The sequence below is a fragment of the Pseudomonas sp. RC2C2 genome (assembly GCF_018390435.1).
GTDB classification, from domain to species: Bacteria; Pseudomonadota; Gammaproteobacteria; order Pseudomonadales; family Pseudomonadaceae; genus Aquipseudomonas; species Aquipseudomonas donghuensis.
Map to the genome: position 1 here is coordinate 1,348,648 of NZ_JAHBAX010000001.1, position 19,137 is coordinate 1,367,784.

Here is a 19,137-nt window from a genome sequence, read left to right on the forward strand (position 1 = left end):
AAGACCGGCTCCCACAGTTAACCAGATGACCGACAGTTGCTCCCACCGCAAACAGTTGCATCTACTCGTCAGAAGACACGATTAAATCCTTGTCCGACAATCCCTGCCCCCCTAGAATACGGCCGCCGCGCAGTAACACCGCACTTTCTAGACGGTCTTCGGCATTAGTGACCATGACGTTGCCCACCCGATCCCAGCGATCCGCCCTGTACAAGTCTCATCCGGAGCTGATCCTCAATCTGGGCAGTTGCCTTGCAGTGCTCGCCATCGTCGCCATCGTCACCTTCCTGTTGATGCGCGAACGCAGCAGCGCCGAACAGGCCGCCGCGCGCTCGGCCAGCAATATCGTGCAACTGATCGAAAGCGACATCGTGCGCAATGTCGAACTCTATGACCTCTCCCTGCAAAGCCTGATCTGGGCCATACAGCGCCCGGAACTGCTCGCGGTGCCCACCGAGCTGCGCCAACAGATTCTGTTCAACCAAGCCGTTACCGCACCGGTGCGCGGCGATATCCTCTGGCTCGACGCCAAGGGTGATGTGGTCGCCGACTCCACCAGCGCCATCCCGCGCCAGGCCAATTTCGCCAACAGCAAGGACTTCCAGCAACACCGCGACAACCCCAACCTGGGGTTGCTGATTGGCCAGCCGTTCAAAGCGCGGCTGGGCGACCTGGACTGGTGCATCAGCTTCAGCCGGCGTATCTCCGGGCCCCACGGGGAATTTCTCGGGGTCGCTGCCGGGGCCTTGCGCCTGTCGTACTTCAGCACGCTGTTCCAGCGCCTGGACATCGGCAGCGACAGCAGTATCAACCTGATGAACACCAACGGCGTGCTGTTGGTGCGTCACCCGGCTACGCCCGACGAGCCGCGCATCGGCCAGAATTACAGCGACCGGCCGAACTTTCAGCGCATGCGCGCGGATGTCAGCGGCACCTTTGCCGGGGTCTCCACGCGCACCGGCAAACAACGCCTGTTCACCTTCGCCCGGGTCGGCGACCTGCCGCTGATCGTTATCGTTGCGCACTCCGCCGACGAGGTGTTCCAGTCGTGGCGGCGCACAGCGGTGCTGGTCAGCGTGGCCACCGGCGTGCTGTGCATCGGTATTCTCTGGCTGACCTTGCTGCTGGGCCGCGAACTGCGTCGCCGGCACAGCGCCGAACAAGGCCTGGCCGCCCTCGCCGCCACCGACAGCCTGACGGGCCTGGCCAACCGCCGGCGCCTGGACCAGGTGCTGCGCCAGGAATGGGCGCGCAGCCTGCGCAATGCCCGGCCGCTGGCGGTGTTGATGATCGACGTCGATCACTTCAAGGCCTTCAACGAGCGCCACGGGCACCCGGGTGGGGATGCCGCCTTGCGCCAGGTGGCCAGCGCCATCGCCAGCAGCATCCGCCGCCCGGCCGACCTGGCCGCACGCTACGGTGGGGAGGAGTTTCTGGTGGTGTTGCCGGAGACCGAACTGCCCGGTGCCCGGCTCCTGGCTGAGCGCATTCGTGCCGCTGTCGAGGCGCTGCCGCCATTTGCCGATGACACCGCACCGGTCACCGTCAGCATTGGCATCGGTTGCCACACGCCAGGCGCCCAGCAAGAGCTTGCGACCTTGCTGGGCGATGCCGATGAGGCGCTTTACCGTGCCAAGGGCAACGGTCGCAACCGGGTCGAAGTAGCCGCTTAAGACTTGGCGCGCGCCTGGTTGCGCAGGGCCTTGACCTGGTCATGGTTGCGCTGCACGCCATGGTACTGACGTTCAACCAGGGCATAGACCTCGCTGCTTGGCAGGGTGTTGAGGCGGGCCAGTGTTTCCAGGGCGTCCTTGTAGGCTTTGAGAGCATGGTCCTCGCCGCGCTCGACTTCGTTGAGCACCGCTTCTTCATCCTTGCCGGTGAGCATCGACTTCAGGTTGACCCAGCCACGGTGCAGGTCACCGCTGACGCTGGTCGAGGTTTCCGGGTCGCCACCGAGGATACGCACTTGCTGCTGCAGTTCCACAGCGGCGCTACCGCACTCACCAGAACGCTGGATGAAATAGCTTTTCAGCTCCGGATTCTTCACATCCTCGGCAGAGGTTTTGAAACCCTTTTCGCCATCCTTGCTGAATTCGATCAGTTCGTTGAGAACCGAGACGACTTCTTTGTTGGGAGTAGTCATGACATTGCTCCTTTGCATGAGGGAAGATGCAATAGATCGGAGCAGGGTTCGTGCCAGCCTGAGAGCTTAGAAAATATCTTTAATTTTCAATAGCTTGAAATTAAATGAACTTATGACTTTCACGCGTTCTGCATGAACTGTCCTTTGGCCTTCATGCAGATTGCATGTATGTTGGCGCCCATCCATCCCAAGAATACCCTTGCCATGAACCCGGAAGCCCTCGTCCTGCTGGTCACCCGTGAAATGCCCTACGGCAAATACCAGGGCCGGCTGATTGCCGACCTGCCGGGACACTACCTCAACTGGTTCGCCCGCCAGGGCTTTCCCAAGGGCGAGCTGGGCGGCCTGCTGGCCCTGATGCATGAGGTCGATCATAACGGCCTGAGCGACCTGCTGGTGCCCCTGCGCAAGAAGCACCCGCGCCCGCGCAACTGATCAGGCCTTGGCCGGCTGCACCGCCAGCTCCACCCCTTCGCCGCGCTTGAGCACTGCATACACCAGCGCCGTCAGCAGGCTACCGGCGACGATCGCCAGCACATACAGCAAGGCATGGTTGATCGCATTGGGGATCAGCATGACGAACAGGCCGCCATGGGGCGCCATCAGCTTGCAGCCGAAATACATCGACAAGGCGCCGGTCAGCGCGCCGCCGACGACACTGGCCGGGATCACCCGCAGCGGGTCCTTGGCGGCAAACGGAATCGCCCCCTCGGAGATAAAGCACAAGCCCAGCACCAGCGCCGCCTTGCCGGCTTCGCGCTCGCTCTGGGCGAACTTGCGCCGGGCAATGAAGCTGGCGATGCCCAGGCCAATCGGCGGCACCATACCGGCGGCCATGGTCGCGGCCATCGGCGCGTAACTCTGCGAGGCCAGCAGGCCGACAGAAAACGCATAGGCCGCCTTGTTGATCGGCCCGCCCAAATCGACGCACATCATCCCGCCGAGCAACACCCCGAGCAGAATCGCGTTGGTGGTGCCCATGCTGTCGAGAAAATGGGTCAGGCCTTCGAGCATGCCAGCCACTGGTTTGCCGACCACGTAAATCATCACCAGGCCAGTGAACAGGCTGGCCAGCAGCGGGATGATCAGGATCGGCTTGAGTGCTTCAAGGCTGCTGGGCAAGCGTGCCCAGCGGCTGATGGCCTTGGCGCTGTAACCGGCCAGGAATCCGGCGACGATACCGCCGATAAAACCCGCCCCCAGGGTGCTGGCCAACAGGCCGCCAATCATCCCCGGCGCCAGCCCCGGACGGTCGGCAATCGAATAGGCAATGTAACCGGCCAGCAACGGCACCATCAGTTTGAAGGCCGCCTCGCCGCCGATCTGCATCAATGCGGCCGGCAAGGTGCCGGGCTCCTTGTAGGCCTCGATACCGAAGACGAACGACAGCGCGATCAGCAAGCCACCGGCCACCACCATCGGCAGCATGAACGACACACCGGTGAGCAAGTGCTTGTACACCCCGGTTTTCTCGCTGCGGGCCGGGGCGGCGCTGGCACCTTGCGCGGCAGATTCTTCCCGGCCTTCAGCGAGGGCTTTTTTCAGCGTGGCCTGGGCCTGCTTGAGAGCCACGCCGGTGCCGCAGCGATAAATGCGCTTGCCGGCAAAGCGCGCGGTGGGCACCTCGATGTCGGCAGCCAGCAGCACCACATCGGCTTCGGCAATGGCCGTTGCCGACAACGGATTGCGCGCCCCCACCGAACCCTGGGTTTCGACGCTGAGCTGGTAGCCCAGCTGCTGCGCCGCCTGCTGCAACGCTTCGGCGGCCATGAAGGTATGGGCGACGCCAGTCGGGCACGCGGTGACCGCGACGACTTTGGCGCTGCGCTCGACAGGGGCTGCCACCTGCTCGGCTTCGGGCTGATAGACCACAGCCTTGTCGGCCGCTTCACGCAAAAAGTTTTCCACATCCGCCAGCGCTTGCGCCGGGGTGCTCTGGTACAGCCGCTTGCCGGCAAAACGGCGAAGGTCCAGTGGGCCGGTGTTGATCACCAGCACCCAGTCGGCAGCGGCAATCGCGGCGTCAGACAGCTGGCGCTCGGCTTGCTGCGGGTCGTGCACTTCGACGCTGGTGCTCCAGCCCTGGCGCAGCGCTGCCGCTTCCAGCAGGCGCGCACTGAGCACACTGGAGACCTGGCCATTGGGGCAGGCGGTGACGATGGCAATGTTCATCTGCAACCCTCTTGTTGTTCTGTCAGCTGCACCTGGCTTTCCAGCTGCGCCAGTTGTGCCCGGTCGTTAATACCGAAGCCGATCTGGGTCACCGCCTGGGCGGCAATCGCCGTAGCCCGGCGCAGGGTTTTCGCAGGGCTATCGGCGCTCAGCAGGCCATGGACCATGCCCGCCAGCAGCGAGTCACCGGCACCGACGGTACTGGCTACCTTGACCTTGGGCGGCACGGCGCCGAGGGCACTGCCCTGGCGGAACCAGTTGACCCCCTGCTCGCCCTGGGACACCACCACATGCTCGACGCCCTGGCCGATCAGGCGGGTCGCCGCTTGTTGCTGCTGGGCAAAGTCATGCACAGCACTGCCGAGCACTTCGCCCAGCTCGTCGGTGTTCGGCTTGACCAGCCACGGTGCGCAGGCAAGCCCGGCACGCAAGGCTTCGCCGCTGCTGTCCAGGGCCACTTTCAGGCCCATGGCCTTGAGCCGGGCCAGAAGCATCTGCAGCCACTGCGGGCTGATGCCACGCGGCAGGCTGCCTGCGACCACCACCGCAGCGTGGCCGGGGGCGATCTGCTCAAGGCGGGTCAGCAGTTCCAGGCGCGCTTGCTCATCGACCTGCGGGCCGGGGCCGTTGATATCGGTGACCTGGCCGCTGGCTTCGACCAGTTTAATGTTGCAACGGGTCTCGCCTGCCACCCGCACGAAGCAATCGGCAAAGCCACGGCGGGCGATCAGGGCCTCGAACGGCGCCAGGTTGTCGCGGCCGAGAAAGCCGCCCACGGTCACGCTATGGCCGAGGTCGGCCAGCACCTGGGCGACGTTCAGGCCCTTGCCAGCGGCGTGGCTGTGCTGCGCCTGGCTGCGGTTGACCTGACCTGCATGCAGGCTGTCGAGGCTGACGGTAAGGTCCAGCGCCGGGTTCAGGGTCAGGGTCAGTATCTTGGCCATCAACGGGTCTCCACCAGTGCCCGCACTGCGCCGGCACTGCCCTGCAGCAACGCTTGGCGCGCGAGCTGCTGGGCATGTTCAAAATTCAGTTCACGTACTTCGGCTTTGACCTCGGCAATGCTGCGCGCCGCAACGCTCAGCTCATCGACGCCAAGGCCGAGCAACAGCGCCACCGCCTGCGGGTCGGCGGCCAGCTCGCCGCACACCCCGACCCACTTGCCATGGGCATGGGCGGCGCGCACGGTGATGTCGATCAGTTGCAGCACCGCCGGGTGCAGGCCGTCCGCTTGCGCCGAGAGGCTCGGGTGGCCGCGGTCGATGGCCAGGGTGTACTGGGTCAGGTCGTTGGTGCCGATGCTGAAGAAGTCCACTTCCTGGGCCAGTACCGGCGCCAGCAAGGCGGCCGACGGCACCTCGATCATGATCCCCAGTTGCAGGTCGCTGACAGCGATTTCCTCGCGCAGGCGCTCGACCATGGCCCGGGCCTGGCGCCACTCTTCGAGCTGGCCGACCATCGGGAACATGATCCGCAGCGGCCGGTCGCCGGCGGCGCGCAGCAAGGCGCGCAGCTGGCTTTCCATCACGTGCGGGCGTTGCAGGGTCAGGCGAATGCCGCGCACGCCGAGGAAAGGGTTTTCTTCCTTGGCGATCGGCCAGTAGGGCAACGGCTTGTCGCCACCGACATCGAGGGTGCGCACCACCAGCGGCCGACCGTCGAGGCCATCGAGCACGCGGCGGTACTCGGCCTCTTGCACGGCTTCGTCGGGGGCTTGCTGGTGGGCCATGAAAATCAGTTCGGTGCGCAGCAGGCCGACGCCTTCGGCGCCTTGATCAACCACCGCTTCGATCCCGGCGCTTTCACCGATATTGGCGAACACCTCAATGGCATGGCCGTCGCGGGTGATCGCCGGCTCCAGGCGCCGGGCCTTGGCTGCGTGCAGGCGTTGCTCGCGGCGGTCGCGTTCGGCCAGGGCACGTTCGAGCTCTTCAGCCGCGGGTGCCACCGCCAGGCGGCCGCGTTGGCCATCGAGCAGCAGCGGTGTGCCCGGGGCAATCAGCAGCACGGCATCGCCAGCGCCAACGACGGCAGGGATACCCAGGGCGCGGGCGACGATCGCGCTGTGGGCGGTGGCGCCGCCACGGGCGGTAAGAATCCCGGCCACCCGTTGCGGGTCGAGTCGCGCCACATCCGACGGGCCGACCTCCTCCATCACCAGCACATAAGGCTGCTCCGGCGCCGGCACGTCGGCTTCGCCACACAGTTGGGCCAATACCCGCCGACCGATATCGCGCAGGTCGGCGGCGCGCTCGGCGAGCAGCGCATCATGCAAGGCTTCCTGTTGGCGCGCGGCGGCATCGATCACCGCCATCCACGCCGCCGCCGCGCTTTCGCCCTGGCGCAGGCGCTGGTCGACTTCGTCAGTGAGGTCCGGGTCGGCGAGCATCTCCTGATGGGTGATGAAAATCTCGCGGATGGCCTTGGCCGGGCTGCGCTGGGTCAGCGCTTCGATTTCGTGGTTAACATTGGCCAGCGCTTGCTGCAGGCGTTGCCGTTCAATCGGCAGCGACTCACCGCGCAGCGGGTAGTCGAACTCGCGCAGCACCTGGATATGCGCCGGGCCGCTGGCAATGCCCGGTGCCGCAGCAACGCCCTGGATCAGCGCGCCCGCTGCGGGCGCGACAAGTTCAGGCTCAGCCATCACGTCGATGACCGCCTCGACGACCGGCGCCAGCGCCTCGACCTCTTCGCCCAGGCCCGCTTCAATCGCGGCCAGCAGCGCAGGCAAGGCATCGTTGGCAATGCTGGGTTCAGCGATGATTTCCAGAATCTGCCCACGCCGTGCGCCGAGGCTGAGCAGCTTGCTCAGGCTCTTGGCCGACACCGCCGGCTGGCCGCTGTCGACCAGGCGCAGGCGAATCTCGCCTGCAAAATTTTTCGCCAGTTGCGCCAGCTCCTTGGCCGGGCGCGCATGCAGGCCGTGGGCGTTGGCCAGGCCGATACGCGCGCTCGGCCAGTCGGCGGGCAACTCGCCGCCCAGCACTTCGAGCACCGTGCGGCTGTTGGTGGCGCGGCACAGCTCCTGGCCGCGGCCTTCGATCAACAGCGTGCACAGGCGCTCAAGCAAGGCCTGATGCGCAGCACCGAGGCTGGCCAGGCAGAACAGGCCATGCACCGGTTGGCCGTTGTGGCGCAGCGCTTGTTGCGGGGTAACGAAAGCCAGGCCCGGCTGGCGCACCGCCTGCTCGCTGTGCAGCCACCATAGGCCCTCGCCCAGCGGCAGCGGGTCGACCTGCTGCAACACCCCGGCAAAGCCTGAGCCGACACACTCAGCACGGGTCAGCAAGCGCGCGGCGCGCCACACCAGCTCATCAAAATCTTCGGCGGGCACGCCCAGGCCGATCATCTGCGCATCCAGGGCCAGCTCTTGCGGCGCGCCTTGCAGCAACTTGAGCAAGGCTTCGGCGGAGCTGGCGCGGCGCAGGGCTTCGGCAAGGTCGGTCTCGCCCAGGGCGCGGGTCAGCAGTTGCAGCAGGCGCAGGTGTTCATCGGAGCGCGCGGCGATGCCGATGGCCAGGTAGACGATCTGGCCATCGCCCCAGTCCACCCCTTCGGGGAACTGCAGCAGGCGCACGCCGGTGGCATGCACCAGCTCGCGGGTTTCGGGGGTGCCATGGGGGATGGCAATACCTTGGCCGAGGAAGGTCGAGCCTTGCGCTTCACGGGCCTGCAGCCCGGCCAGATAGCCGTCGGCGACCAGGCCATCACTGACCAGGCGCTCGGCCAACAGGTGCAGTGCCGCCGACTTATCCACAGCCGACTGGCCCATGGATATCTGCTCCACGGTGAGCTCGAGCATGACCTTCTCCTTTGCAGCACCAGGTGGGTGCTGAGGTATTGTTGTGAATTGTTCAGCTGAGGGCCAGTTGCAATGACCCCGTCCAGGCGCTTGGATCGGCAGAAAATCGCCTGCTGAAACGTTTAATCTAAATTTACGAGCACGTTACTCGATAATGTGCGATCAATGAAGCCCTGCTTGTCGTATTGCTGGAGCTGCACCGCTCCCACAGGTACTGCGCCAACTCTGTGGGAGCTGGCCTTGCCGGCGATCGAGCGCGAAGCGGTCGCAACCCAGGCACCGCCTGATATGCTGGCTACCTGCCAATGACAGTTGCTCACACCGATGTGAACAACATTGCCCATATTGTCGGACAATTGCGACAATGGTCGTCTGCGCCACCCGCGTAGGATCGGCGACAATACCCGGTCAGGCTCTGCAGCCAGTCTCGGTAATAACAAGGAAAATGCGGTGAAACTCAGCGATATCGCGCGTCTGGCCGGTGTGTCCGTGACCACCGCCAGTTACGTCATCAATGGCAAGGCCGAACAGCAACGCATCAGCAACAGCACTGTCGAGCGGGTGCGGGCGGTGGTCGAAGCCCATGGCTTCACCCCCAACCCCCAGGCCGCAGGTTTGCGCAGCCGGCACACGCGCACCCTGGGGTTCATCCTCCCCGACCTGGAAAACCCCAGCTACGCGCGCATCGCCAAGCAACTGGAGCAACGCGCCCGGGCCCAGGGCTACCAACTGCTGATCGCCAGCAGCGACGACCAGCCCGAGAGCGAGCGCCAGCTCCAGCAACTGTTCCGCGCCCGCCGTTGCGACGCCCTGTTCGTCGCCAGCTGCCTGCCGCCGGAAGACGACAGCTACCGCGAACTGCAAGCCAAGGGCCTGCCGATCATCGCCATTGACCGCAGCCTCGACCCGGCGCACTTCTGCTCGATCGTCAGCGACGACCGCAACGCCAGCCAGCAACTGACCCGCAGCCTGCTGGCCACCCAGCCCGCGCACATCGCCCTGATCGGCGCCCGCCCGGAGCTGAGCGTCAGCCAGGCCCGCGCCGGCGGTTTCGATCAGGCCCTGGAAGGCTTCAGCGGCAAGATCAGCCGCCTGCAAGGCGAAGCCTTCAGCCGCGAGTGCGGCCAGCGCCTGATGAACCAACTGATCGAAGAACTCGGCCGCCTGCCCGACGCCCTGGTGACCACCTCCTACGTGCTGCTGCAAGGCGTGTTCGACGTGCTGCAAGCACGCCCGGCCGACTCGCGCAGCCTGCAGTTGGGCACCTTCGGCGACAACCAGTTGCTGGACTTCTTGCCGCTGCCGGTCAACGCCATGGCCCAGCAACACGGCCTGATCGCCGAAACCGCGCTCAAGCTGGCCCTCGCCGCTGTTGAACAAAAACAGTACGAACCCGGCGTGCACGCCATCGGTCGAACCTTCAAACAGCGAATCTTCACGGCCTGAACATGCGCCTGATCGACACCCACACCCATCTGGACTTTCCAGATTTCGACCCCGACCGCCCGGCCCTGCTGGCCAATGCCCGGGCCGGCGGGGTCGAGCGCATGGTGGTGCTGGGGGTGTATCAAAGCAACTGGCAGCGGGTCTGGGACCTGGTGCGCAGCGACGCGCAGCTGTACGCGGCGTTCGGCCTGCACCCGGTCTACCTCGACCAGCACCGCCCCGAACACCTGACCGCACTGGGCGACTGGCTGACCCGCCTGCAGGGTGAGCGCCAGCTGTGCGCGGTCGGCGAATTCGGCCTGGATTACTACCTGCCCGAACTCGACCGCGAGCGCCAACAGGCGCTGTTCGAAGCCCAGCTGCAACTGGCCGTCGACTGCAACCTGCCTGCCCTGCTGCACGTGCGCCGCAGCCATGCCGTGGTGATCGCCACGCTCAAGCGCTACAAGCTCAAGCGTGGCGGCATCATCCATGCCTTTGCCGGCAGCGTCGAAGAGGCGCGCGAGTATCACAAGCTCGGCTTCAAGCTCGGCCTCGGTGGCGCCGCGACCTGGCCGCAGGCGCTGCGCTTGCACAAGATGCTGCCGCAGTTGCCGCTGGACAGCGTGGTGCTGGAGACCGACGCGCCGGACATGGCGCCGGTGATGTTCCCGGGCGTGCGCAACAGCCCGGAGCATCTGCCGCAGATTGCCCAGGCGCTGGCCGCGATCATGGGGATCGAGGTTGAGCGGTTGGCTGAGGCGAGTACGGGCAATGCTTGTGAGTTGTTTGGCTGGGAATAACCCTGCCGCACGCCTCACCCTTACTTGCTGAAATACCGACTCGGCGCCGCCCCCAAGGCTTTACGAAAAACACTGGTGAACGCGCTCGGGCTGCTATAGCCCAGGTCCATCGCCACCCGGGTAACCGACTCGCCATTGCCCAGGCGCACCACCGCCGCCAACAGGCACGCCTGCTGGCGCCATTCGACAAAGCTGATACCGGTCTGCTGGCGAAACAGCCTAGTGAACGTGCGCCGGCTCCTGCCCACCTGCCGGGCCATGTCATCGATGCTCACTTCAAGCGACGGTTGTTGCAACAGCCGCTGGCACGCCTGGGCCAGGCGCGGATCATCCGGCAGCGGCGCATTCAGCGACAACGGCGCCATGCTGGCGATTTCGTGCAGCAGCAACGCCATCAAATGACCGTCGCGCTGTTCTTGCGCATACAGCGCCGGCACCTGCGCCGCCTGGATCAGCAACTGACGCAAAAACACCGACACATCGAACACCTGACACAACCCCGGCAGGCCAAGCCGAGCTGCGGCCTCATTGCTGATGTACGTGTTGAGCATGGTCACCGGCCCGCTCATGACCATCTCATGGGGCACCTGCGCCGGCACCCAGATGGCCCGTTGCGGCGGCACCACCCAGTTGCCCTGGAGCGTGAACACGGTGATCACCCCACAGGCCGCATAGGCGAACTGCCCGCGCTGATGGGTATGCAGGGCGAAGTGATGGCCATCGGCATAATCAACGGCGGTCACCACCGCATCGCGGGGAATGTGTTCAGACGGGTCGATAGCAATCATGGCCCGAATCTAACGACTTGCGACCCGATAGCGCAAGCGGGCCAGCGCCTGCATTGCGCATAGTTGCGCCCTGCCCGCCTGTGGATAACAACACCATGCAACCAAAACACCTGCTGCTCGCCGTGCTGGTGACAGCCATCTGGGGCCTGAACTTCCCCATCAGCAAACTGGCCCTGGCCGAGATCGACCCGCTGTTGCTCACCGCCCTGCGCTTTAGCCTCGCCGCCCTGCCCTGGGTGTTCTTCATCAAACGCCCGCCCGTGGCCCTGGGCTGGCTGGTCGCCTACGGCTTGATCTTCGGCGTGGCGATGTGGGCGCTGATCAACCTGGGGATCAGCCTGGGCGTGCCACCCGGCACCGCTGCCCTGCTGATCCAGTTCAGTGCCTTCTTCACCCTGGGTTGGGGCGTGCTGCTGTTTCGCGAAGGCATGAGCCTTGGCCAGTGCGTTGGCGTGTTACTCGCCGCCCTGGGCTTGATCTGCATTATCGCCAACAGCCCCGGCCAGGCGACGACCGCGGGGTACAGCGTGTTGCTGGTCAGCGCCTTCAGCTGGAGCCTGGGCAACGTCATCATCAAACGCTCGAAAGTGCGTGAGATGTTTGCCTTTGTGGTGTGGGCCAGCCTCTTCCCACCGATCCCCTTGCTGCTGCTCACCTGGCTCAGCCATGGCAGCGCGCCGTTCACCGCCCTGGCCAGCCACATCGAGGGCGTAACCGTGTTATCGCTGTTGTTCCAGGTCTACGCGGCGACGCACTTCTGTTACTGGGGCTGGAACCTGTTGCTGCGCGAGTACCCGGTTTCAACCGTTGCGCCGCTGTCGCTGCTGATCCCGATATTCGGCATCGCCGGCTCCATCCTCCTGCTCGGCCACCACATCGACCGCAACGAAGGCATTGCCATTGCCCTCATTCTGGCGGCCCTTGCAGCAGGTCTTATCAAGACCCGCCCACTCCTGCGCCGAACGGTCTAGAACCAACCGCGATCATCTTCCAGCTCCTGGCGGCACGCCTTGAGCTGGGCACCATAGAGCCGCGACTGCGCCTCTACCTTGCGTGCCACCTGCATCAGCCACGGCTTGCTGCGATAAGTCCCACGACTAAAACCGCCGCGCCCTTCGTGGTACGCCAGGTACTGGTTGTAGACATCCCACTTGGAAATCCCCAACTGGCGCTGGGTGCCAGCGGTGTACCAGCCAATGAACATGACCGCGTCATCGAAGTTATCCCGCGAGCCACCATTGCCGGTGCCGGCCTTGTACTCACCCCAGACCGGGTCCTGGGCCTGTGCATAACCATAGGCCGAACTCACCCGCCCCCACGGGATTACCCACAGCAAGTAATCGCGGGGCGGCAGTGCATCGGAAACGAAACTGCTTTCCTGCTTCATGATCGCCATCGCCACATGTTGCGGCGTGCCGAACTGCTGCTGCATCTTCAGCGAATCTTCGTACCAGTCCGGGTACTCGCGGTAGATATTGCACAGATTGTTCTGATCCCTCGGCGGCGCCGTGGCGCAGCCCGCCAAGACCACAACCGAAAGCACCAGCGCCCACCCTCGCCCTTGTTTCATCCATCGCCCCAGCAAAAAAGAGGGCTTTAGTTGCCCTTCGTATATAACGCAGCGCCTGGCCGGGCCAGGTTGCGGTGACCTCCTATGATGGCGTGGGTGATGGCAGGGTCACCAGTATGGTGTTGTGGATTTGTAACGAATAGTCGTGAGAACGGTACTTTAGCGGCGGAAATCTTCAGAATTTCCTGATTCCATGTAGTCCATTTCCCAATCATACTTTTGCCGCTTTCAAAGCATTGCAGTGGTCCCGGTGGGGCTCTAGTCTCGGCCGGTCGTTGGCAATTCAACGACCGGTTTTGACAGGCCGACTACACCGTGGACATGTGCAAGCCTTTATGGCGATTGTACGTGGGGCACCTTCGTGTGCGCCGAGTTCTCCGGTGTTCGGTCTGTCAACCCGCGTACAGTTGCCACCCATTTGTTTGACAGCAGATTCGTGGCGGCTCCATTCACCGGGGAGACACCATGTTAAAAATCGTCCCAGATCCACCGCATCATCCCAACCAATCCCTTGAAGACCTTCTCGTCCAGACTTCCGAATATCTAGTCTGCGCGCTGACTATTGCCCAGCAGACGGTGCTACTGCATCCCAGGCCGCCTGAGCAAGTACTGACCTTGGCAACCATGCATGAGATTGAACACGCCCGAAGCTTGGTTGAAGTGGCTTTGAGCAAGGTTCAGTTGAAGCACTGAGTTTTTCAGGCGAGCGCCAGTGTTGCTTAGGTGAGGCTGGCTGCTTGGGGCAGCGCATGCCTTGGGAGGTATGGATGAGCGAAGATCGTGCTTCAGTGCTGAAAACGATAGGTGTTGGTGGAGGATCTGGTGCAGGGGATGGTTGGATTTAACACTGAGCGTGGCACAGCTGGATTGCCCTAAGAAACGCCAAGCTTAAAGGAAGCTCAATTTTTGGTCGAAAGCCACTGATTTCTTACGGCTGCTTTCGACTGTGGATTCAACCCATTGCAGCCATTCGCAAATGCTCTGCACGCACTCCCAATCCGCAAAACGGATGACTGCCGCCCGTCATGCGCGGACCTGGTCGAATAACTGTTGCAGAAATACATCGCCTGCCACAGAGTCAAAAAGCAAGTAATGTCCAGACCAATTATCCCTGCAGCCGCAAGGTTGAACTCAGCATACTGGAAGCTTGGGTGAATTTGTTCACTCACGCCTATGACGGGTGACCCCATCCGTTTGAATCCTCGGCGTTTGATCAACTCTTCAGCAATCAATAGCCAACAAGCGGCTGACGACTCGTTAAAATCAAGCGCCAGATGACCATTAGCTGTCCACGGGCCGCTTGGGGCCGAAAGCAGTCGATTGAAAGTCATTGGCTAACCGGCTGCGATGTGCACATCACCGCAAACCCGTTGGCACAACACGCTCTCTAGTGCCAAGCAGTGGTCCCTTTGTTCATCCATAATTTAACGGCATGTTGAAGTCTTCACCTCAAGGACGTCCCATGACCATCCATACCTCCCCTCCCAAGCAAAAACACTTGGCAGTGTTAATCGACGCTGACAATGCCCCTGCGGCAATTGTCGAAGGTTTATTCGAAGAAATCGCCAAGTACGGCGTCGCCAACGTCAAGCGGATTTATGGCGATTGGACTGGCCCGCAGTTGGGTGGATGGAAAAAGGTGCTACTCGACCATTCGATTCAACCTATCCAACAGTTCGCGTACACCAAAGGTAAGAACGCAACAGACAGCACCTTGATCATCGACGCAATGGACCTGCTGTACACCCGACGCTTCGACGGTTTCTGCCTGGTTTCGAGCGACAGTGACTTCACCCGTCTCGCTTCTCGGCTACGAGAAGAAGGTTTGACCGTCTATGGGTTTGGTGAAGAAAAAACCCCCAGGCCGTTCGTGTCGGCCTGCGACAAGTTCATCTATACCGAATTGCTGCGTAGTGAAGTGCTTGTTGCGGCGAGCAATGGGCATGATCGCCCCGAACCTGAGCCACCCGCCGCAATCGAGGCCGTCAAAGTCGCCAGCATGCCCAAGGTAAAAAAGCTACCCAAGGCACCCGTAAGTTTCATTGCAAAGATCTTGGATGACATTGCCGACGAGGATGGCTGGGCTCACTTGGGAGCGCTGGGCACCAACATCAGCAAATTGAAACCTGAATTCGACCCTCGCACCCATGGTTATAAAAAGCTCAGTGAGTTGATCAAGGGGTATCCGGATACGTTTGAACTGCAAACCAGAGGCACGTCGGGCGTGGGTGGTTCGATACTCTATGCCCGGCACCGACAGCCGAACACGTAGCTGTGGTGGTCTAATGATTCCGGACACCCATTTAGGCGGCGAACACATGTACTGCCATCAATTTATTCAACGATGCTGCGTTTCACGCACAAACTCGATCAGCGCCTTTAGCGCTGGCGGTACGTGACGCCGGCTGGAGTAATAGATGAAAAACCTGCTTGGCAAGGCTTTCCAGTCTTCGAGAACTTCCTCCAGTTGCCCCCGAGCCATGTATTCCCTTGCCATCTCCTCATACACGTACGCGATCCCGGCGCCGTCCTTTGCCGCTTGAATCATCATGGTGTCATCTTCCAGTATCAACGGCCCTGCCACGGCCAGGCGCATGGGCTGCCCCTCAGCAAGATATTCCCACTTGTACAGTTTGCCGCTGGGAAAGCGTCGGCCAATGCAGGCGTGCTCAAGTAGCCTTTGCGGTGTGTCCGGTGTCCCGTGTCTGCTGAGGTAACTGGGGGCAGCAACGGTGACAAATCCCTGGGGTGGGCCCACCGGGACGGCGATCATGTCACCAGCCAGGCTCTCGCCGAAGCGCACTCCGGCATCGAACCCTTTGTCGACGATGTCGCTCAACCCATCATCGGCCACCAGCTCCACGTTGATACGTGGGTAGGCTGCTGTGAATGGCGCCAGCAGTGGCGCAACGACGAGACGGGCAGCGGGCCGCGATACGTTCAATCGCAGCGTGCCGGTGGGAATTTCCTGTTTGAAGGTCAGTTCATGCAGCGCTTTGGCGACCTGTGCCAACGCCGGAACCAACGTGGCCAGAAGTTGATTACCTGCTTCGGTAGGCGTGACGCTGCGAGTGGTGCGATTGAGGAGTCTGACCCCCAGCTTGCCTTCCAAGGCACGCATGGCGTGGCTGAGGGCTGACGCAGATACCCCTCGCTCGTCGGCGGCTTTACGAAAGCTGTGATGGCGAGCCACTGCGGCGAAGGCGTCGAGTTCGGAAAGGTCGCAAGGGGATTTCATGAATGCAGCTCAGCAGTTCAAACACGATTAGCTATCTTATCGTCGGTAACCTCTCAATGAATACTCTGCGCCTCAATCGACGAGAGGTTTGCATGCAAAAGAATCGGCTAGGTACATCCGAGTTGTTGATTTCGCCAATTGGAATGGGCACTTGGGCCATTGCCGGGCAAGGATGGGAGTTCAGCTGGGGGGCGCAAGATGATGGCGATAGCCTGGCAGCATTGGAGTACGCGGTAGAACGCGGCGTGAACTGGATCGACACAGCAGCCGTATATGGACTCGGCCATGCCGAGATATTGACTGGGCAATTGCTGCGTCAGGTGCCGGCTTCGCGTCGCCCGCTGGTATTCACCAAAGGTAGCCTGGTGTGGGATCCCGAAACCCGTGAGATCTCTCATTCGCTCGCCCCCCAGTCATTGATGAAAGAAATCGAGGATAGCCTGCGTCGCTTGCAGGTGAATGTCATCGATCTCTATCAGATTCACTGGCCAGCGTTCCCTGCAGATGGAAACAGCGAAGGCATCGAGGAGGCTTTGGCGACCTTGGCCCAAGCCAAGGCTCAGGGCAAGATAAGGGCGATTGGCGTGTCAAACTTCGATGTTTCTCAGCTTGAGCGAGCCCGCTCCGTAACCGATATCGCCTCCCTTCAACCGCCGTATTCAGCTTTGATGCGTGATATCGAGGATCAGATCCTGCCTTATTGTGCAACAGCGCAGGTCGGCGTGATTGCCTACTCGACGTTACAATCTGGTTTACTGACGGGAAGCATGACCCGCGAGCGGATTGCACAGCTGTCCGACGATGATTGGCGAAAATCGCGGAGCGCCGACTTCCAGGAACCTCGCCTCAGCAAGAACCTCGCTTTGGTAGAAGTCATGGCAAATATCGGTGCCAGGCATGGGGTCAAAGCGGCGGCCGTAGCCATTGCTTGGGTACTACGTAATCGGGCAGTCTCCGGCGCTATCGTAGGCGCACGCAGGCCCGACCAGGTGAATGGATTGATCGACGCCACGAGAATTCGTCTTAGCCACGCTGAAATAGAAGAAATACGCCCCTATTTACCTGAAGGTATGGGTACAAATGTACCCAGCAGTGTGTCCTGAGCATCTGATACCCACCAGTTGATACGTTGATGACATAGCTTCTATTGCGGGCCGTGCGGATGCCGGTGAGCGATAGGGATCGCGGCCGACAAAACAGGGGCCAACATCGACCGTCCGCTTCGGGTCGGGTCGATAGCAGCCGTTCGCGACGGACTGCTTGCGACCCATTATAGATAGCCCGTTCCCCCTTCAACAATACTGGTAACGGTTGGCAGGTAGCTGTCAACGAGGGTGGAACATGCATGCCTTTCTTGCCACATCCCTGGTATCGGTGCCGGTACTTGCAGTCAGCGCTCTGTATGGTCCAGTGGCATCAGCCCACTGTCCTTAATCGCTGCGTCAGCTTCTGGTGATGCCAGGTAGTCGAGGAGCGCCTGGGCTGCGGCATGGTGCTGGCTCTTGCTGACGACAGCGCCCGAATACATGGTCATTTTCTGCGCTTCAGCCGGGATCAGACCAACGATGTCGATGCCCTTTACTGGCTTGAGCTCACTTAGCTGTTGGAAGCCGATCTGCGCTTGGCCGCGAGCGATCACTGCGCCGACGGGCTCGGCAGGTATCATGTGAGCCTTGGCCGTGAACTGGTCACCGAGCTGCATGCGAGGGAACAGGGTCTTGGAGAGATATACGCCACTTGCGCTGTCGGAGTAGGCGACAGAGCTGCTGTTCTGCAGCACTGTGCGCAAGCCCTGCATGGTGCCTATATCCGGCTTCGGTTCGCCTTTGCGTACGGCCATGGCAATGAACGATTTTCCGAGATCTACTCGGCTGGTTTTATCGGCTTGACCGCCGGCCACCAGGTTGTCGAGCGCCGAACCCACCATCAGGACAACATCCGCCTGCTCGCCGCGGGCGAGCCTGTTCGGGACGGCCTGCGGGGTCTCCCCCATCGAAGGAGCGGCGAGAACTTCCAGCTTCACGCCAAATTTCTTCTCATAAGCTGGCGCCACTTCCCGGATAGCGCCCATGATGCCGCCGGAACTCAAAACGGTCAGCGTTTGCGTACCACCTTGCACAACGTCAGCAGCCAAGCAGACGAATGAAGTGGTCAAGAGGGCAGCAAAGGACAGCATTCGAAGCATGGGAACTTTCTCCACAGTAAAAGCGCGAAACTTTACCGGGCGAGGAGCACGCTTATGGTTAATCAGTTATTAAGAAAGTTTCACATTTTTATCCGCCAATAGCAGCTATGGGTTGTGGATCGCTGCCTCTGGTGATCGGCAGCTCCGCGGATTCCGTCTCATGTCTGTCTCATATTCCGTATAGGTCTGGTAAAGCTACAGGCAGGGCAGCCATCATTGCTCATCAACAGGCTTGGTATCGATGACGGTAACGTTTGTAGATATCCGGAGTAGCTTTTGAACCTCCGACGCCGAGTAGCCTTTAGCGTGGAACGACTCACCCGCCTCTGTATAAATGATTACTTCTCGGCTTTTTCTTGCCTCAATCCACGCAACCACAATCTTCGCGATTGCATTCCAAGGCATCGCGTCAGACAAAGCCGCAATAGCTTCGACAAGCCCCGAATTTTGAGGAGCACTTGAAAACATATGCACGGGGCCATGAGGAATACCCGCCTCATCCAATGCGGCCAAAAATGATTTCGCGCTGTGTTTGAAGAGCGTTAAGTGAATCAACGCACATTCCTGAGTACTCATCCTATCCTCGCTGGCTGATTTGAAGAGACTGCCGAATGTCGACAGTAATTGCGGAAGTGAATAGTACTCGATGCCTTCTGGCTCAAGGCTAAAACCGTGGAATCCTCAGTGGAAACCACCGTCTGACTACCTCAACATTACTCAACAAATAGGCCGCCCAGGTTCGCGCATAGGGGGTTGCGAACCTGGAGTGCGAACCAGTGGGTGGCCATCGAACAGGGTGGGGTCCTTGTCCCGTGCCTTGCCAGCCTCGCATTTGGGGGCGGACAGGGGGTAACGGTGCGTGTCATAGATACACGTTTTATCGTCGAACCGGCGTATACCCTCACGCATACCTAAAACTGGTATATGCCTAGAGACAGAACGAGACAGGCAGAAACAAGAAAGCCCGCACTTGGCGGGCTTTTCATGGGCTTCCGTATACATGAGGAG

General features: G+C 61.5%; 17 protein-coding genes. 8 read left to right on the plus strand and 9 right to left on the minus strand.

The window, feature by feature from the left end; all coding sequences use genetic code 11:
* Nucleotides 1–179: 179 nt before the first annotated feature.
* Entirely contained in the window at nt 180–1,673 is a 1,494-nt protein-coding gene (locus KHO53_RS06185; protein WP_213570615.1) for a sensor domain-containing diguanylate cyclase, read from the plus strand.
* Here KHO53_RS06185 and KHO53_RS06190 read toward each other — a convergent pair.
* Nucleotides 1,670–2,146: a PA2169 family four-helix-bundle protein gene (locus KHO53_RS06190; RefSeq protein WP_010220644.1), complete on the minus strand. Its 477-nt coding sequence runs from the start codon at nt 2,144–2,146 to the stop codon at nt 1,670–1,672. The genes KHO53_RS06185 and KHO53_RS06190 overlap by 4 nt on opposite strands.
* 204 nt (nt 2,147–2,350) lie before the next feature.
* On the opposite strand from KHO53_RS06190, the gene KHO53_RS06195 reads away from it, so the two are divergent.
* A complete protein-coding gene (locus KHO53_RS06195) occupies nt 2,351–2,581 on the plus strand; it encodes a DUF3820 family protein (protein WP_010220643.1) in 231 nt (76 codons plus the stop codon).
* Here KHO53_RS06195 and KHO53_RS06200 read toward each other — a convergent pair whose 3' ends face one another.
* From KHO53_RS06200 to ptsP, 3 genes are read right to left on the minus strand one after another with little or no spacing between them, the layout of a single operon-like run.
* The gene (locus KHO53_RS06200; RefSeq protein ID WP_036996866.1) at nt 2,582–4,318 is read right to left on the minus strand and encodes a PTS fructose-like transporter subunit IIB; all 1,737 of its coding nucleotides are present in this window, start codon (nt 4,316–4,318) and stop codon (nt 2,582–2,584) included. It lies immediately after the preceding gene.
* Nucleotides 4,315–5,262: a 1-phosphofructokinase gene (gene pfkB, locus KHO53_RS06205; protein WP_213570100.1), complete on the minus strand. Its 948-nt coding sequence runs from the start codon at nt 5,260–5,262 to the stop codon at nt 4,315–4,317. Before pfkB ends, KHO53_RS06200 begins: the two co-directional genes overlap by 4 nt.
* Nucleotides 5,262–8,120, minus strand: a complete 2,859-nt coding sequence (gene ptsP / locus KHO53_RS06210; RefSeq protein WP_213570101.1) for a phosphoenolpyruvate--protein phosphotransferase — start codon at nt 8,118–8,120, stop codon at nt 5,262–5,264. Before ptsP ends, pfkB begins: the two co-directional genes overlap by 1 nt.
* A 450-nt stretch (nt 8,121–8,570) precedes the next feature.
* Between ptsP and cra the strand changes: the two genes are divergently transcribed.
* Both cra and KHO53_RS06220 read left to right on the plus strand, forming a co-directional pair.
* Nucleotides 8,571–9,566, plus strand: coding sequence for a catabolite repressor/activator (gene cra, locus KHO53_RS06215; RefSeq protein ID WP_036996873.1), 996 nt, complete (start codon nt 8,571–8,573; stop codon nt 9,564–9,566).
* 2 nt (nt 9,567–9,568) lie between these two features.
* Nucleotides 9,569–10,348, plus strand: a complete 780-nt coding sequence (locus KHO53_RS06220) for a TatD family hydrolase (RefSeq protein WP_213570102.1) — start codon at nt 9,569–9,571, stop codon at nt 10,346–10,348.
* A 20-nt stretch (nt 10,349–10,368) separates the two neighbouring features.
* Here the strand turns inward: KHO53_RS06220 and KHO53_RS06225 are convergent, their stop codons facing one another.
* A complete protein-coding gene (locus KHO53_RS06225) occupies nt 10,369–11,136 on the minus strand; it encodes an AraC family transcriptional regulator (protein WP_159389155.1) in 768 nt (255 codons plus the stop codon).
* Nucleotides 11,137–11,231: 95 nt separating this feature from the next.
* Here KHO53_RS06225 and KHO53_RS06230 point away from each other — a divergent pair, with 95 nt between their 5' ends.
* Complete coding sequence (locus KHO53_RS06230) at nt 11,232–12,107, plus strand: EamA family transporter (RefSeq protein WP_213570103.1); 876 nt, start codon at nt 11,232–11,234, stop codon at nt 12,105–12,107.
* Here the strand turns inward: KHO53_RS06230 and KHO53_RS06235 are convergent.
* The gene (locus KHO53_RS06235) at nt 12,104–12,706 is read right to left on the minus strand and encodes a transglycosylase SLT domain-containing protein (protein WP_026001169.1); all 603 of its coding nucleotides are present in this window, start codon (nt 12,704–12,706) and stop codon (nt 12,104–12,106) included. The two genes, KHO53_RS06230 and KHO53_RS06235, sit on opposite strands and share 4 nt — an antisense overlap.
* A 465-nt stretch (nt 12,707–13,171) precedes the next feature.
* Here KHO53_RS06235 and KHO53_RS06240 point away from each other — a divergent pair, with 465 nt between their 5' ends.
* Nucleotides 13,172–13,399: a hypothetical protein gene (locus KHO53_RS06240; RefSeq protein ID WP_100782503.1), complete on the plus strand. Its 228-nt coding sequence runs from the start codon at nt 13,172–13,174 to the stop codon at nt 13,397–13,399.
* Nucleotides 13,400–14,168: 769 nt separating this feature from the next.
* Nucleotides 14,169–14,978, plus strand: coding sequence for an NYN domain-containing protein (locus KHO53_RS06245; protein ID WP_036996880.1), 810 nt, complete (start codon nt 14,169–14,171; stop codon nt 14,976–14,978).
* 66 nt (nt 14,979–15,044) lie between these two features.
* On the opposite strand, the gene KHO53_RS06250 is transcribed toward KHO53_RS06245, so the two are convergent.
* A complete protein-coding gene (locus tag KHO53_RS06250) occupies nt 15,045–15,944 on the minus strand; it encodes a LysR family transcriptional regulator (protein WP_159389158.1) in 900 nt (299 codons plus the stop codon).
* Nucleotides 15,945–16,036: 92 nt separating this feature from the next.
* Between KHO53_RS06250 and KHO53_RS06255 the strand changes: the two genes are divergently transcribed.
* Nucleotides 16,037–17,047, plus strand: a complete 1,011-nt coding sequence (locus KHO53_RS06255) for an aldo/keto reductase (RefSeq protein ID WP_026001168.1) — start codon at nt 16,037–16,039, stop codon at nt 17,045–17,047.
* Between the two features lie 287 nt (nt 17,048–17,334).
* Here the strand turns inward: KHO53_RS06255 and KHO53_RS06260 are convergent, their stop codons facing one another.
* Both KHO53_RS06260 and KHO53_RS06265 read right to left on the minus strand, forming a co-directional pair.
* On the minus strand, nt 17,335–18,129 hold the full coding sequence (locus KHO53_RS06260; RefSeq protein ID WP_036996882.1) for a substrate-binding domain-containing protein: 795 nt from the start codon (nt 18,127–18,129) through the stop codon (nt 17,335–17,337).
* 213 nt (nt 18,130–18,342) lie between these two features.
* Nucleotides 18,343–18,705, minus strand: coding sequence for a hypothetical protein (locus KHO53_RS06265; protein WP_010220626.1), 363 nt, complete (start codon nt 18,703–18,705; stop codon nt 18,343–18,345).
* Between the last annotated feature and the right edge of the window lie 432 nt (nt 18,706–19,137).